Origin of the sequence: Vreelandella gomseomensis, assembly GCF_031451645.1 — a bacterium.
Taxonomy (GTDB): domain Bacteria; phylum Pseudomonadota; class Gammaproteobacteria; order Pseudomonadales; family Halomonadaceae; genus Vreelandella; species Vreelandella gomseomensis.
This window is the reverse complement of sequence record NZ_JARWAI010000001.1, coordinates 379,173-393,784: the sequence shown is the minus strand read 5'-3', so window position 1 is coordinate 393,784 and position 14,612 is coordinate 379,173. Positions and strand designations below refer to the sequence as shown.

Annotated in this window: 12 protein-coding genes; 10 read left to right on the top strand and 2 right to left on the bottom strand. The window is 62.0% G+C overall.

From position 1 onward, the window contains the following. Window positions 1–10 precede the first annotated feature (10 nt). Window positions 11–865 carry a carboxylating nicotinate-nucleotide diphosphorylase gene (gene nadC, locus QC815_RS01680; RefSeq protein WP_230448379.1) on the bottom strand — a complete coding sequence of 285 codons (855 nt, stop codon included), beginning with the start codon at window positions 863–865 and terminating at the stop codon, window positions 11–13. Window positions 866–943: 78 nt separating this feature from the next. On the opposite strand from nadC, the gene ampD reads away from it, so the two are divergent. The 7 genes from ampD to QC815_RS01645 all read left to right on the top strand — a co-directional run bounded on the left by ampD (window position 944) and on the right by QC815_RS01645 (window position 10,228). Next, window positions 944–1,513 (top strand): 1,6-anhydro-N-acetylmuramyl-L-alanine amidase AmpD, encoded by a 570-nt coding sequence (gene ampD / locus QC815_RS01675; RefSeq protein ID WP_230448380.1) that lies wholly within the window; start codon window positions 944–946, stop codon window positions 1,511–1,513. Window positions 1,514–1,899: 386 nt separating this feature from the next. After that, window positions 1,900–4,572 (top strand): pyruvate dehydrogenase (acetyl-transferring), homodimeric type, encoded by a 2,673-nt coding sequence (gene aceE / locus QC815_RS01670; protein WP_230448381.1) that lies wholly within the window; start codon window positions 1,900–1,902, stop codon window positions 4,570–4,572. A 57-nt stretch (window positions 4,573–4,629) separates the two neighbouring features. After that, window positions 4,630–6,675 carry a pyruvate dehydrogenase complex dihydrolipoyllysine-residue acetyltransferase gene (gene aceF, locus QC815_RS01665; protein ID WP_309766598.1) on the top strand — a complete coding sequence of 682 codons (2,046 nt, stop codon included), beginning with the start codon at window positions 4,630–4,632 and terminating at the stop codon, window positions 6,673–6,675. A gap of 238 nt (window positions 6,676–6,913) precedes the next feature. Then, complete coding sequence (adk, locus tag QC815_RS01660) at window positions 6,914–7,567, top strand: adenylate kinase (protein ID WP_230448383.1); 654 nt, start codon at window positions 6,914–6,916, stop codon at window positions 7,565–7,567. A gap of 111 nt (window positions 7,568–7,678) precedes the next feature. Continuing rightward, window positions 7,679–8,377 carry a tRNA (adenosine(37)-N6)-threonylcarbamoyltransferase complex dimerization subunit type 1 TsaB gene (gene tsaB / locus QC815_RS01655; protein WP_309766596.1) on the top strand — a complete coding sequence of 233 codons (699 nt, stop codon included), beginning with the start codon at window positions 7,679–7,681 and terminating at the stop codon, window positions 8,375–8,377. Next, window positions 8,374–9,081 carry a class I SAM-dependent methyltransferase gene (locus QC815_RS01650; protein ID WP_230448385.1) on the top strand — a complete coding sequence of 236 codons (708 nt, stop codon included), beginning with the start codon at window positions 8,374–8,376 and terminating at the stop codon, window positions 9,079–9,081. Before tsaB ends, QC815_RS01650 begins: the two co-directional genes overlap by 4 nt. Before the next feature lie 25 nt (window positions 9,082–9,106). Then, a complete protein-coding gene (locus tag QC815_RS01645; protein ID WP_230448386.1) occupies window positions 9,107–10,228 on the top strand; it encodes a phospholipase D-like domain-containing protein in 1,122 nt (373 codons plus the stop codon). Here QC815_RS01645 and QC815_RS01640 read toward each other — a convergent pair whose 3' ends face one another. Further along, window positions 10,229–10,891, bottom strand: coding sequence for a YecA/YgfB family protein (locus QC815_RS01640; protein ID WP_230448387.1), 663 nt, complete (start codon window positions 10,889–10,891; stop codon window positions 10,229–10,231). It lies immediately after the preceding gene. A 48-nt stretch (window positions 10,892–10,939) separates the two neighbouring features. On the opposite strand from QC815_RS01640, the gene QC815_RS01635 reads away from it, so the two are divergent. The 3 genes from QC815_RS01635 to QC815_RS01625 all read left to right on the top strand — a co-directional run bounded on the left by QC815_RS01635 (window position 10,940) and on the right by QC815_RS01625 (window position 14,546). After that, window positions 10,940–11,500: a SprT family zinc-dependent metalloprotease gene (locus QC815_RS01635; protein WP_309766592.1), complete on the top strand. Its 561-nt coding sequence runs from the start codon at window positions 10,940–10,942 to the stop codon at window positions 11,498–11,500. 179 nt (window positions 11,501–11,679) lie between these two features. Further along, a complete protein-coding gene (gene acs / locus QC815_RS01630) occupies window positions 11,680–13,629 on the top strand; it encodes an acetate--CoA ligase (protein WP_230448389.1) in 1,950 nt (649 codons plus the stop codon). 254 nt (window positions 13,630–13,883) lie between these two features. Further along, window positions 13,884–14,546: a LuxR C-terminal-related transcriptional regulator gene (locus QC815_RS01625; protein ID WP_230448390.1), complete on the top strand. Its 663-nt coding sequence runs from the start codon at window positions 13,884–13,886 to the stop codon at window positions 14,544–14,546. Window positions 14,547–14,612 lie beyond the last annotated feature (66 nt).

The following is a 14,612-nucleotide window of genomic DNA, read 5'->3' as shown; positions in this document are numbered from 1 at the left end:
TGACCCGCCCTCAGGGGGTTGCCTGAGGGGTGACCCGCATGGACAGGTCGATGGCCTTGATGTCCTTGGTCAGGGTGCCGCAGGAAATACAGTCCACCCCCGTGTCGGCAATCGCCAGCAGCGTCGAGGCGTCGACGTTACCCGACGCCTCCAGGGTGGCGCTGCCCGCCGTAAGCTCCACCGCCGTGCGCAGCTCATCCAGGCTGAAGTTGTCCAGCATGATGACGTCCGCCTTGGCGGCAAGGGCCTGCTCGAGCTCGGCAAAGTTCTCGACCTCCACTTCCACGGGGAGCTCGGCGGCCAGCTTGCGCGCCTGGGCGACGGCGGCCTGGATGCCGCCGCAGGCGGCGATGTGGTTTTCCTTGATCAAAAAGGCATCCCACAGCCCAATGCGGTGGTTGTGGCCGCCGCCACACATGACGGCGTATTTTTGCGCCAGTCGCATGCCCGGCAGCGTCTTGCGGGTGTCCAACAGGCGCACCCCCGTATCGGCAATCAGGTCCACATAGGCACGCGTGGTCGTCGCGGTCGCCGACAGCGTCTGCAGCACGTTGAGCGCTGCGCGCTCGCCGGTCAGGAGGCTACGCGCTGGCCCCTCCAGGGTGAGCAAGCATTGCCCGGCGTCCAGTCGGTCGCCGTCGGCGGCCTGCCAGCGCAGCGCCACGCGGCTATCCAGGCGGCGAAAGATATCGTCGACCCAGGCCACGCCACAGAGCACGGCGGGAACCCGGGTAATCACCTCGGCGGTTGCCCATTGCTGATCGGGAATCAGCTCGGCGGTGATATCCCCTGGCCCCACGTCCTCGGCCAGCAGGCGCGCAGCGCTGGAACGGATTTCTTCGGCAAGTGCGGTCTGGTAATGCATAGTGGTCGGTTCTCTGGGCGTTAGCGTCTATGCCCGGCATTATAGTGAAAGAGTGCGCCAACGTAGAGGAGTCCTTGCGTGACTGACCCACATTCTTCCCCGGGCTGGTGGTCATCCGCCCGTCAGGTGGTCTCCCCGAATGCTGACCAACGCCCTCACGGTGAGGTGTCATTGCTGCTGATTCACGCCATCAGCCTGCCGCCCGGCCAGTTTCAGGGGGCTGCCATCGAGGCGTTATTTACCAATCGGCTGGATCCCCATGAGCACCCTTACTTTGCCGCCATTGCCCACCTGCGCGTGTCGGCCCATCTGCTGATTCGCCGCGATGGCGAATGTATTCAGTTCGTCGATACCGAATGGCGGGCCTGGCACGCGGGACGCTCCTGCTGGTGGGATCCGGGTCAGCGGCGCTGGCGGCAAGCGCTCAATGACTTCTCGGTGGGCATCGAGCTGGAGGGCGATGACGCCACCCCCTTTACCAAAGTGCAATATGCCCGCCTGGCTGAGGCGATCGAGTGGCTTAGAGCGCGCTACCCGGCGATCACGCCTGAGCGCGTGACCAGCCACGCCCGGGTGGCACCGCTGCGCAAGACCGACCCCGGGCCGGCCTTTGACTGGGCCTATCTGCGCCAGCAGCTGACGCCCTGAAAAGTGATTTAAGTCACGGTGAGAGAAGACAATGAAACGGTAGTTTGACTACACGTTAGAGTGCTTTTTCATGCCATTCAACGTCTTGACAACACCTTATGTTGCGGTGCAATAGTTTGTTTTCGATCGCTTTTTAGCCTTCACCGCAATTGGCAGCGTGGCGACTTTGCGGTATCTTCACCTATACAAAAGGCTAACGTTTATTACCCATATGTAGCTTTACTACATCTTCAGGCGCGTAGCTTGTTGAATGTAGAGCGAAAACCCCCAGCACGGCGCGTCGGCGTCGGCTACTTGCATGCCTGTGGTGGCGCACACCGCAGCCGCCCCAGGCCCGACGGGTTAGCGGGGCTCATCGTCATTTATCGTCATTCGGAGAGACCTCTATGAGTCTGGAGACAAGAGAAGATCTCGATCCGGTCGAAACCACGGAATGGATAGATTCCCTGGAATCGGTGCTGGATCGTGAGGGCGAAGATCGTGCCCGCTACCTGATGACCCGCCTGGCGGATCGCCTGCGCCGTGACGGGATGAAGGTGCCCTTCTCGGTGACAACCCCGCACCGTAATACGATTCCGGTTCATCGCGAAGCGCCGATGCCTGGCGACCTGTTCATGGAGCGGCGTATCCGTTCCCTGATCCGCTACAACGCCATTGCCCAGGTGATCCGCAATAACCGGGCCAAGCCAGGGTTGGGCGGTCACATTGCCAGCTTCATGTCATCGGCGACGCTCTATGATGTGGGCTTCAACCACTTCTTCCGCGCCCCCAACGGCGACTTCGAAGGCGACCTGATCTACATCCAGGGGCACGTGGCGCCGGGCATTTACGCGCGCTCCTACCTGGAAGGCCGTCTGACCGAAAAACAGATGGACAGCTTCCGCCAGGAAGTCGACGGCGATGGCCTGTCGTCTTATCCGCACCCATGGCTGATGCCGGACTACTGGCAGTTCCCCACCGTATCGATGGGGCTGGGTCCGATCCAGGCGATTTATCAGGCGCACGTGATGAAGTACCTGCATCACCGTGAGCTGAAGGACATGTACGACCGCAAGATCTGGTGCTTCATGGGCGACGGCGAGTGCGACGAGCCGGAATCCCTGGGTGCCATCTCGCTGGCCGGGCGTGAAAACCTCGACAACCTGATCTTTGTCATCAACTGCAACCTGCAGCGCCTTGACGGCCCGGTACGCGGCAACTCCCGCGTCATGGACGAGTTCGAAGGCGTGTTCCGCGGTGCCGGCTGGAACGTCATCAAGGTCGTCTGGGGTCGCCACTGGGATCCGCTGTTCGAGAAGGACAAGAAGGGTATCCTGCAAAGCCGCATGGACGAAGCGGTCGACGGCGAGTACCAGAACTACAAGGCCAACGGTGGCGCCTACACCCGCGAGCACTTCTTCGGCAAGTACCCGGAAACCGAGGAGATGGTCAAGGATCTCTCCGACGAGGATATCTGGAAGCTCAACCGTGGTGGCCACGACCCGTTCAAGGTCTACGCCGCCTACCATGAGGCGGTCAATACCTCGAACGGCAAGCCGACCGTGATCCTGGCGCACACCGTCAAAGGCTACGGTATGGGCAGCGGCGATGGCGAAGCCGCCAACGAAGCCCACCAGGTCAAGAGCATGGAGTACGAAGCGCTGAAGACCTTCCGCGACCGCTTCGGCATTCCGCTCACCGACGAGCAGCTCAAGGACGTGCCGTACTACATGCCCGAGCAGGATTCGCCCGAGCTGAAGTACATGCACCTGCAGCGCGAGCGTCTGGGCGGCTATCTGCCGGCGCGTCGCAGCGACTTTGACGCCCTGGAAATCCCCACGCTTGAAGACAAGGCCTTTGCCTCGCAGATGGGCGGTTCCAAAGGGCGCGAAGTGTCCACGACGATGGCCTTTGTGCGTGTGCTCAACGGGCTGGTCAAGGACAAGAAAATTGGCAAGAAAGTGGTGCCGATCATTCCTGACGAAGCGCGTACCTTCGGCATGGAAGGCATGTTCCGTCAGCTGGGGATCTACACCTCTGAAGGTCAGAAATATGAGCCGGTCGATAAAGGCCAGATCATGTTCTACCGTGAAGATCAGAAGGGCCAGATTCTCGAGGAGGGTATTTCTGAAGCGGGGGCCATGTCAGCGTGGATCGCTGCGGCGACCTCCTACAGCAACAATAACGTCACCCTGCTGCCGTTTTACGTCTACTACTCGATGTTCGGCTTCCAGCGAATCGGCGACCTGGCTTGGGCCGCCGGTGACCTGCAGGCGCGTGGCTTCATGGTCGGCGGTACCGCAGGGCGCACGACGCTCAACGGCGAAGGTCTGCAGCACCAGGATGGCCACAGTCTGATTCAGGCGTCGACCATCCCCAACTGCAGAAGCTACGACCCGACTTATGCCCACGAAGTGGCCGTTATTCTGCAGGATGGCCTGAAGCGCATGTTCGCCGACAAGGAGAACTGCTTCTACTACCTCACGGTCATGAACGAAAACTACGAGCATCCGGAGCTGGAAACCGTGCCGACCGACGATATCGTCAAGGGCATGTACCTGCTGCGCGAAACCAAGGGTGACAAGGGCCGCGTTCAGCTGCTCGGGTCGGGGACGATTCTGCGCGAAGTCGAAGCCGCTGCCGAGCTGCTGGAAAGCGACTGGGGCATCGGTGCCGATATCTGGAGCGTGACCAGCTTCAACGAGTTGCGTCGTGAAGCGTTGCTGCTGGATCGTGAAGCCTTCCTGAGCCCGGACGCCGAGGCCAACAAGCCTCACGTCACCAAGTGCCTGGAAGGCCGTGACGGACCGGTTATCGCGTCTACCGACTACATGAAGCTGTATGCAGATCAGGTGCGCGCCTGGGTGCCGAACGACTATACCGTACTGGGCACCGACGGCTTTGGTCGTTCCGATACTCGCGAGAAGCTGCGTTATTTCTTCGAGGTGGATCGTTACTTCGTGACCGTCGCGGCACTGCGCGCGCTGGCCGATCAAGGTGACATCGATCGCAAGCACGTTGGTGAGGCATTGAAGAAATACGGTATCGATGCCAACAAGCCGAACCCGCTGACCAGCTGATCCGCTGCCCGGCGGGCAATGCCCGCCGGCTCGATCCGATTTTAAAGGAGCGCGACCTTGAGTAGCGAAATCATCAAAGTTCCCGATATCGGCGGCGATACCGATGTCGAAATCATCGAGATTGCGGTGTCGGAAGGCGATGTCATCGAAGCGGAAGACACCCTGATCACGCTCGAATCCGATAAAGCCAGCATGGACGTCCCCGCCCCCAAAGGCGGCAAGGTGGTCAAGGTGCTGGTCAAAGAGGGCGATAGCGTCTCTGAAGGCGACGATATCGTCGAGCTGGAAGTCGAAGGTGGCGGCGACACGAGTAGCGAAGCTAGCTCGTCTGATAGCCAGCCCGAAGAGGCTCCAGTGAAGCAAGAAAAGCCTAAGGAAGAAAAGCCGCAAGAGCAGAAGCCTGCGGCTAAAAAGTCAGCCGGTGGTAAGCAGACGGTTGATATCAAAGTGCCGGATCTGGGCGGCGATGACGGTGTCGAAATCATCGAAGTCGCGGTCAGCGAAGGCGATGAGGTCGAGGCGGAAGACACCCTGATCACGCTGGAGTCCGATAAAGCCTCCATGGACGTGCCCAGCCCCTACAGCGGCAAAATTGTCAGCTTTACCGCCAAAGAAGGCGACAGCGTTTCCGAAGGCGATGTGATCGGCCAGATGGAGATCGCGGGTGAAGGTGGCGACGACGCTGACGACGCCCCGCAGGCGCAAGCCGCAAGCGACGCCAGCAGCGAGCCGCAAGCAGTCGAGGCGGACGACCAGGAAGACACCGCCAGCGGCGAACCGGAGCGCAAAGAGATTCGCGTACCGGATCTTTCCGGCTCGTCTGACGTGCCGATTATCGAGATTGGCGCGGCCGTCGGGGATGAGGTCAATGAAGAAGACCCGCTGATTACCCTGGAGTCCGACAAGGCTTCGATGGACGTGCCCAGCCCCTACAAGGGCAAGCTTCTGGAACTGACCGTCAAGGAGGGCGACACGGTTTCTGAAGGCGATGTCATTGGCTACATCGAAGTGGCTTCCGCGGGGGGTGGCAAGAAAGCCGCCCCTGAAAAGGCCGCCCCCAAGGCGCCGGAAAAAGCCCCGCAGAGCAGCGCCAGTCAGGCAAGCGACAAGCCGGCGGCCTCGCCTGCCGGGACACCGAGCCCGGAAGCACAGATGGCGTCGCACAAGCCGCGTGACGGCAAGCTGGTGCATGCCGGGCCGGCGGTACGGATGCTGGCGCGAGAATTCGGCGTTGACCTGGGGCTCGTCAAGCCCAGCGGGCCGAAAGACCGCGTGCTTAAAGAAGATGTTCAGGCCTACGTGAAGCAGGCGATTGCCAACCAGGGCAGCGCCCAGGCAAGCGCCGCGCCTGCCGCTACGGGGGGCACCGGCATTCCGCCGATTCCGGAAGTCGACTTCAGCCAGTTTGGCGAGGTCGAAGAGAAGCCGATGGGGCGCCTGCTCAAGATGGGGGCGACCAATCTGCATCGCAGCTGGGTCAACGTGCCCCACGTGACCCAGTTCGACGAAGCCGATATCACCGAGCTCGAGGACTTCCGCAAGTCGATGAAGGCCGAGGCGGAGTCCCAGGGTGCCAAGCTGACCCCGCTGCCGTTCATGGTCAAAGCCTGTGCGTTTGCGCTGCGTAAATTCCCGCAGTTCAACGTCAGCCTCAAGGGTGACGGCGAAACGCTGGTATGGAAGCACTACGTCCATATCGGTATTGCCGTGGATACGCCCGATGGCCTGATGGTGCCGGTGGTGCGCGATGCGGATAAAAAATCCCTGATCGAGATCGCCAAGGAAATGGCCGAGCTTGGCAAGAAGGCGCAGACCAAGAAGCTCAAGCGCGACGAGATGACCGGTGGCTGTTTCACCATTTCGAGCCTTGGCTCGATTGGCGGTACTGCCTTCACGCCGATCGTCAATGCACCGGAAGTGGCGATTCTCGGGGTTTCAAAATCGCAGATGAAACCCGTGTGGGATGGCAGCAACTTCCAGCCGCGACTGATGATGCCGCTGTCGCTTTCCTATGACCACCGGGCCATCAACGGGGCGGATGCCGCGCGCTTCACCGCCTTCCTGGCGGACGTGCTGACCGATATCCGTCGGTTATTGCTGTAAGGGCGCTCGACAGGTCCTGCCAGCGGCGCCCGAAGGGGCGCCGCTTGTGTTTGGGGCGTACGACGTTGTTCGCGAGGGCGACCAAAGTACAAGTTGTGCGTCACTTGGCTGTTTTTATTTAAAAAAAATGCCTTCTCGGCGGTGCTTTCAGGCTTTTGGGGAGTTGTGTCGCCTGAACGGCACGGTTATTGTCGGCTAATCGATTTTTTTGCATTTCTATCATTCAAGGAGCAGTGCCATGCGTTTAATCCTGTTGGGTGCCCCCGGCGCGGGGAAGGGGACTCAGGCTCAGTTTATCTGTGAGCGTTACAGCATCCCCCAGATTTCCACCGGGGATATGCTGCGCGCGGCAATCAAGGATGGCAGTGAGCTGGGCCTCAAGGTCAAAGAGATCATGAACAGCGGTGGTCTGGTGTCGGACGACATCATCATTGATCTGGTCAAGGAGCGCATCAGCCAGCCCGACTGCGCAAATGGTTTTCTGTTCGACGGCTTTCCGCGCACCATCCCCCAGGCGGACGCCATGAAAGAAGGCGGCGTGAAGCTCGATCACGTGCTGGAAATTGCCGTACCCGATGAAGAGATCGTCAATCGCTTGGCCGGGCGTCGCGTGCACCCTGCCTCGGGGCGGGTCTATCACGTCGAGCACAATCCGCCCAAGGAGCCCGGCAAGGATGACGTGACGGGCGAAGCGCTGATCCAGCGGGAAGACGATCAGGAATCGACCGTACGCAATCGACTGGCGGTATATCACGATCAAACCGCGCCGCTGGTGGACTACTACCAGCAGTGGGCCAAGGAAGACCCCGACGCAGCGCCGCAATACCATCGCGTTGAAGGGGTGGGCAGCGTTGACGACATTACTCGTCAGGTGAAAAACGCGCTCAGCTAAGTATGCGCTGTAAATGCTGCGTCCAAGAGATGGCCCGCCAAGTGCGGGCCATCGTCGTCGGGGCAAGGCAAAGGTATAATGCCCGTTTTCTATCACGAGTGGCGAACCGTTATGTCGCACTATTTTCTTGCTCTCGATGCGTCTTCCAGTGCCTGCTCGGCCGCGCTGCTGCGTCGGGACGCCGAACACAGCGAATGCATGGCGCGCTTTGAGCTGACGCCGCGTGGGCACACCCGGCGGCTGTTGCCGATGGTCGATGTGGTGCTGGCGGACGCCCAGCTGACGCCAGGCCAGCTGGATGCGATCGCCTACGGGCGTGGCCCCGGCGCCTTCACCGGGCTGCGTATTGCGGCGGGCGCCGCCCAGGGCCTGGCGTTCGGGCTCGACCGCCCGCTGCTGGGCATCTCCACGCTCGAAGCGCTGGCGCTCCAGGCGCACCGCCGCTACCACCTGCGTCACGTGATCACCGCGCTGGATGCGCGCATGGGAGAGGTCTATGCGGCGACCTGGCACTGTCTGAACGACACCCTGCGGCGCCACGGCGATGAGGCGGTTCTGGCGCCCGAGGCGGTGACGCTGCCCGACGATGAAACCGACTTGGTCGGCGTGGGTTCCGGTTTTACGCTCTGGGATCATTTCAGTACCGAGCTGCAGGCGGGCATGACCCAGCACCTCACCGACCTTGAGCCGCGTGCCGAGGAAATGGCCTGGCTGGCCGCGCGCGACTTCGATGCCGGCCTGGGGCAGGCGGCTCACGCGGTGCAACCGGTATATCTGCGCAATCAAGTGGCCTGGAAAAAGCCCGCATGACGCTACCCGACGTCGGCGCGCTGCCCACCGGGCTGGCGCTTGCCTACCGCGACGGTCAACTGGTGCTGGAAGGCGACGAGCGCCAGTTCGGCAAGCCGCTCAGCGTAGACTTTGTGGCCGGGCGAGCCGCCCATCGGCGACAGTTCGGCGGCGGCCGAGGGCAGTTGATCGCCAAGGCCTGCGGATTGAGCAAGGGCGTCAGCCCCCAAGTCGTGGATGCCACGGCGGGGCTGGGGCGCGATGCGTTCGTCCTGGCCAGCCTGGGCGCGCCGGTGCTGCTGATCGAGCGTGTGCCGGCCATTGCGGCGCTGCTGGGTGATGGCCTGGCGCGTGCCGCCAAGGCCCCCGAGACCGCAGCGGTCGCGGCCAGGATGACCCTTTGCGAGGGCGATGCGGCGTCGCAGCTGGCGACGCTTGTCGCCCAGGCGGCCTTTGAGCCTCAGGTGATTCACCTGGATCCCATGTTTCCCCACCGCGAGAAGTCAGCGCTGGTCAAAAAGGAAATGCGCCTGTTTCGTGCGCTGGCGGGGGACGACGACGATGCGCCGCGCCTGCTGGAAGCTGCCCTGGACGTGGCCACGCACCGCGTGGTGGTCAAGCGGCCGCGCAAGGCGCCGCCGATTGCCGGCCCCGCCCCTCAGCACACGCTTACCGGCAAGACCAGCCGCTACGATATGTACGTCCATCGCGCCCTGGCCCGCTAACGGTCAACGACTTCCAGGAGGGAATATGTCGCCGATCTGGCGTGAAGGCAATCGCGTTACCCTGCTACCCGAAGCGTCTCGCTTTCTGCCGGCCATGCTCGATGCGATTCACGGTGCCAGGCACTACGTGCTGGTGGAGCTTTATCTGATGGCGTCCGGCACGCTGGCCGACCGGGTGAGCGACGCTCTGACCGACGCGGCTCGCCGAGGCGTCAGCGTATACCTGCTGCTGGACGGCTTCGGCTCGATGGGGCTCGACAGCGACGACCGCCAGCGCCTGCGCCATGCCGGCGTTCAGCTGCGCTTATTCAACCCCTTGGGGTTCCATTCCCTGGCCCGCAACCTGAGCCGGGACCACCGTAAAATCGTGGTGGTGGATGGCGACGTTGCCTTTACCGGCGGCTTTGGCGCGGTCGACGAGTTTCTCGACGCCTGGTACGAAATCGCCGTGCGGATTGAAGGTCCGGTGGTGGCTGACTGGGAGGCGCTGTTCAGGCGACTGTGGCGTTCGCGGCTGACCCGTGCGGACAGCGCAAAGGCCTCCCGCCAGCCGCTGACGGCGCCACGCAAGCCCACGCGCTACCCTGATGGCGTGCGCGGGCGTGCCATGTCGGCGCGCGGCTACCGCTATCAGGCGATTCGACATTCGTTGCACCGGCGGGTCGAGACGGCGCAGACGCGAATATGGCTGTGTACCCCTTACTTTGTGCCCACCTTCGCTTTACGCCGACGGCTTGCGCGGGCGGCCAAGCGGGGTGTCGATGTGCGGCTGCTGCTGCCCGGTGCCAAGCACGACCATCCCGGGGTGCGTTATGCGGGGCAGCGGTTCTACCAGGCGATGCTGAAAGCGGGGGTGCGCATCTACGAGTTTCAGCCGACGTTCATCCACGCGAAATTCGTGCTGGCCGACGACTGGGTGAGTATTGGCTCGTGCAACTTCGACCACTGGAATCTGCACTGGAACCTCGAAGCCAACCAGGAAGTCGATGACCCCGGGTTGGCCGATGAGGTGCGAGCATTGTTTGAACGACACTTTGCCGCGAGCGACGAAGTGGATGCCGCGCGCTGGGCGGCGCGGCCCTGGACGCAGCGCGCCAGGGAATGGGTGTACGGGCTGCTGGACGCCGCCATGATGCGCCTCAAGTAGTTACCGACGCGCCTTGCCTTTGGCGGGCGATTTCTTGCGTGGTTTGGGCTTGGGGGTTTCCGGCGGGACGCGGTAGTGTAGATAAAGATCGAGCACCAGCTCGGGCAACTGCGCCACCAGACTTTCCTGACGCGCCGGGTCGCCTGCCATGTCGGCCATGTCGGGCTCGTCGTCAAACAGCCCCGAGAGTACCATGAACGGCAGGAGCAGCGTTGCGGCGGCTTCCTCGTCGTCCTGGAACCAGGCGCTTTCGTCGCAGAAGACGCCTTCCATGAAGCCAGCACACCAGTCGCCGATGGGCGTTTCTTCAGCGGCCATGCCGTCAAGGGTCAGCTCGAAGGGAAGCTCGGGCAGGCCGCCTTGCTCAAGCACGGCCATGGCGTTATCGCGCAGCAGGGTGAGCAGTTGGATGATCTCGTCGCGCTGCGCATCGTCGGCGTACTGGGGCTCGCCATGAAAAAGCTCGGCTAGCCACTGGCTCGCCGGCACCTCGCTGGGGCCGACCGCCAGCGCCACCAAAAAGCCGTGGGCGGAGATCAGGTCGAGGGCATCTTCGCCGACCTGGTCGGAGTCGAGAAAATCGTCCAGCCTGTCGAGTTGTTCATCGTCAAGCAGCGGCTGCGGCGGTATCGCCTCTTCAGGCGTGTTGGGGGGCGCTGGCATAAGGAGCCTCGTCAATGAGCAGCGGAAACAAACAGTCAAGATGACCGGATGACCACCAGTTTATCATTAATGAATACTCAGCCACTCCCCCCCTGGCCGGAGGCGTCGCTTGCGGCCCTGTCGAGCCAGGCCCTGCATCAGGCAGCCCGCGAGCGTGCCGATCTGGCCTGGCAGCGCTGCCGCGAGGTCTATCCGGGGCTGCCGCGGCCAGGCATCTGGTTTGATCTCAAGGGGGCTTCCGCCGGCCAGGCGCACCTCGGCCGCGGCGGGCTGCGGTTCAATCCGGTGCTGATGAGCGAAAACCGCCGCGCGTTTTTTGACGAGGTCATTCCCCATGAAATGGCCCACTGGCTGGTGTTCCACCTGGAAAACGGGCCGCGACTCAAGCCCCACGGGCGCGAGTGGCAAGCCGTCATGCGCGACCTGTTCGGTCTCGCGCCTCGGGTCACCCATCGTTTTGATATTGCCCGTGCCCAGCCGGCCCCTTACCGTTACCAATGCGGCTGTCGGCAGCATCAGTTGACGGCGCGGCGTCATGCTTTGGTGGTAAAAGGGCGGCGCTACCGTTGCCGGCACTGTGCTCAGACCTTGGTCTACTGTGCCGGGTAGTGCTTTGATTATTTCATATAAGTTATTGTAATTTATATTAAAAATGTTAATACCAATGTCTAAAGGGAAGGCTGGTCCGAGAGGTTTATGCTAGGGTGACATCAGGTGGTGCCGGTAGCGTCACGCTGCCTATCGGCTACATTCCTAGAGAGTGCATTTCCACGGACAGAGGCAATTTCATGAGCGAACAGCAGAACGTCTATCCGGTGCGCGAAGATATCGCCGCCAGCGCCTGGGCTGACGAAGCCACCTATCAGGCCATGTATCAGCAATCGGTAGACGATCCGGAAGGCTTCTGGGCCGAGCAGGCCAAGCGGCTTGACTGGATCAAGGCGCCTACTCGCATCAAGAGTACTTCCTTCGCGCGTGACAATGTCGATATTCGCTGGTTTGAAGACGGCCAGCTCAACGTAAGCGCCAACTGCCTGGATCGTCACCTCGCAAAGCGCGGCGACCAGACTGCCATCATCTGGGAAGGTGACGATCCCAACGATTCCAAGCACATCAGCTATCGTGAGCTTTACGAGCGCACCAATCAGCTGGCCAACGGCCTGAAGGAACTGGGTATCGGCAAGGGCGATACGGTCACCCTCTACATGCCGATGATTCCCGAAGCGGCCATGGCCATGCTGGCCTGCGCCCGCATCGGCGCGGTGCATTCGGTCGTGTTTGGCGGTTTTTCGCCCGACGCCGTGGCCCAGCGGGTGATTGGCGCCGACTCCAAACTGGTCATTACCGCCGACGAGTCGGTGCGTGGCGGCAAGCAGGTGCCGCTGAAAGACAACGTCGATGCAGCACTGACCCGCGACGGCACCGACGTGTGCAAGAACGTGCTGGTGGTCAAGCGAACAGGTGGGGATGTCGAATGGCACGAAGGCCGCGACCTGTGGTTCAGCGACCTGGTCGACAAGCAGTCCACCGAATGTGAGCCGGAGGCCATGGGCGCGGAAGACCCGCTGTTCATCCTCTATACCTCGGGCTCGACGGGTGCGCCCAAAGGCCTCAAGCACACCACCGGTGGGTACCTCACCTACGCGGCCATGACCCACCAGTACGTGTTTGATTACCAGGACGGCGAAGTCTACTGGTGTACCGCCGACGTCGGCTGGGTAACCGGTCACAGCTATATCGTTTATGGCCCGCTGGCCAACGGCGCCACTACGCTAATGTTCGAGGGCGTGCCCAGCTATCCCAGCCACGGACGCATGGGTGAGATCGTCGACAAGCACAGCGTCAATATCCTGTACACAGCGCCCACCGCCGTGCGCGCGCTGATGGCCCATGGTGACAACGTCATGGACTCGAGCAAGCGCGATTCGTTGCGTCTGCTGGGGTCGGTCGGCGAGCCCATCAACCCGGAAGCCTGGGAATGGTTCTATCGCGTCATCGGCAACGAAAAGTGCCCGATCGTGGATACCTGGTGGCAGACCGAAACCGGCGGCATCATGATCTCGCCGCTGCCGGGGGCCACGCCGCTCAAGCCCGGCTCGGCGACCAAACCGTTCTTCGGCGTCCAGCCCGCGCTGGTGGATAACGAAGGCAACCTGCTGGAAGGCGCCGCCGAAGGTAACCTGGTGATTCTGGATGCATGGCCGGGTCAGGCGCGGTCGATCTGGGGCGACCACGAGCGCTTCGTCCAGACCTACTTCTCCACCTACGACAACATGTACTTTACCGGTGATGGCTGTCGTCGCGATGAAGACGGCTACTACTGGATTACCGGGCGGGTGGATGACGTCCTTAACGTCTCCGGCCACCGCATGGGCACCGCCGAAATCGAATCGTCGCTGGTGGCTCACTCTGCCGTGGCGGAAGCCGCCGTGGTGGGCTTCCCCCATGACATCAAGGGTCAGGGTATCTACATTTACGTGACCCTGAACGACGAGGTCGAGCCTTCTGACGAGTTGAAGAAAGAGTTGACCCAGTGGGTGCGCAAGGACATCGGGCCCATTGCCTCGCCGGATGTCATCCAGTGGGCGCCTGGCCTTCCCAAGACCCGCTCGGGCAAGATCATGCGGCGTATCCTGCGCAAGATCGCCGCCAACGAATGCGATGGCCTGGGGGACACCAGCACGCTTGCCGATCCTTCGGTAGTGGACGAGCTCATCGAGCATCGCGCCAACCAGTAGCCCGTGAGTTGCCCGCCTGACCAGGCTGGCAACAAGGGCCAGCTCGACCCTACGGCTGGCATCATCAGGGCAATGAACGAGCAGTGCCGGCCAATGTGCCGGCACTGCTCTGTTGCGTGCGACGAAGAATCCATTACAAATTGTGCATGTGTGCTTGGGGATGGCGAAGCCCATGGGGTACCATGCTTCAACCGTATGAGCCTAGCGTCGCGGCAGCAGCAAACCCCGCTGCTTGAGGAACCGGAGGAATATCCATGGCAGTAGCCCACAAGTTTATCGTCGCAGACGACCACCCGCTGTTTCGTGCAGCGCTCACCCAGGCGTTGCGCCAGCTGGCGCCGCAGGCAGAAATCGTCGAAGCCGACACCATGGAGGCGACCACCGAGGTGGTCAATCGACATCCGGATGCCGATCTTATCCTGCTGGATTTGCACATGCCCGGCGCCCATGGTTTTTCTGGTCTTATCCAGCTGCGCGGCCAGATGCCCGATATTCCCGTGGCGGTCGTCTCCGGCAGCGACGAGCCCTATGTCGTGCGTCGCGCCATCGACTACGGTGCTTCGGGCTTTATTCCCAAGTCGTCGTCGCTGCAGCTTATCGCCGAAGCGGTCGGCGAGATACTGCAGGGCGAGGTGTGGTTGCCCGAAGCACTGGCGGGCGTGCTGGATGAAACCAGCGAAGAAGAGTCACGCTTTGCCGAAGCGATTGCCTCGCTGACGCCGCAGCAGTTCCGGGTGCTCAACATGCTCACTGAAGGGTTGTTGAACAAGCAGATCGCCTACGAGTTGAACGTGTCCGAAGCAACCATCAAGGCGCACGTCACGGCGATCCTGCGCAAGCTTGGGGTTCACTCGCGGACGCAGGCGGTCATTGCGGCGCAAAAACTGGAAGTCGAGCCGCCGAAGGTGGAGTCGTAACGCTCGGTTGCGACCGCCTCTCCGGTAGCCTTACCGACACCGCGCTTGTGGCAACACAAGCGCGGT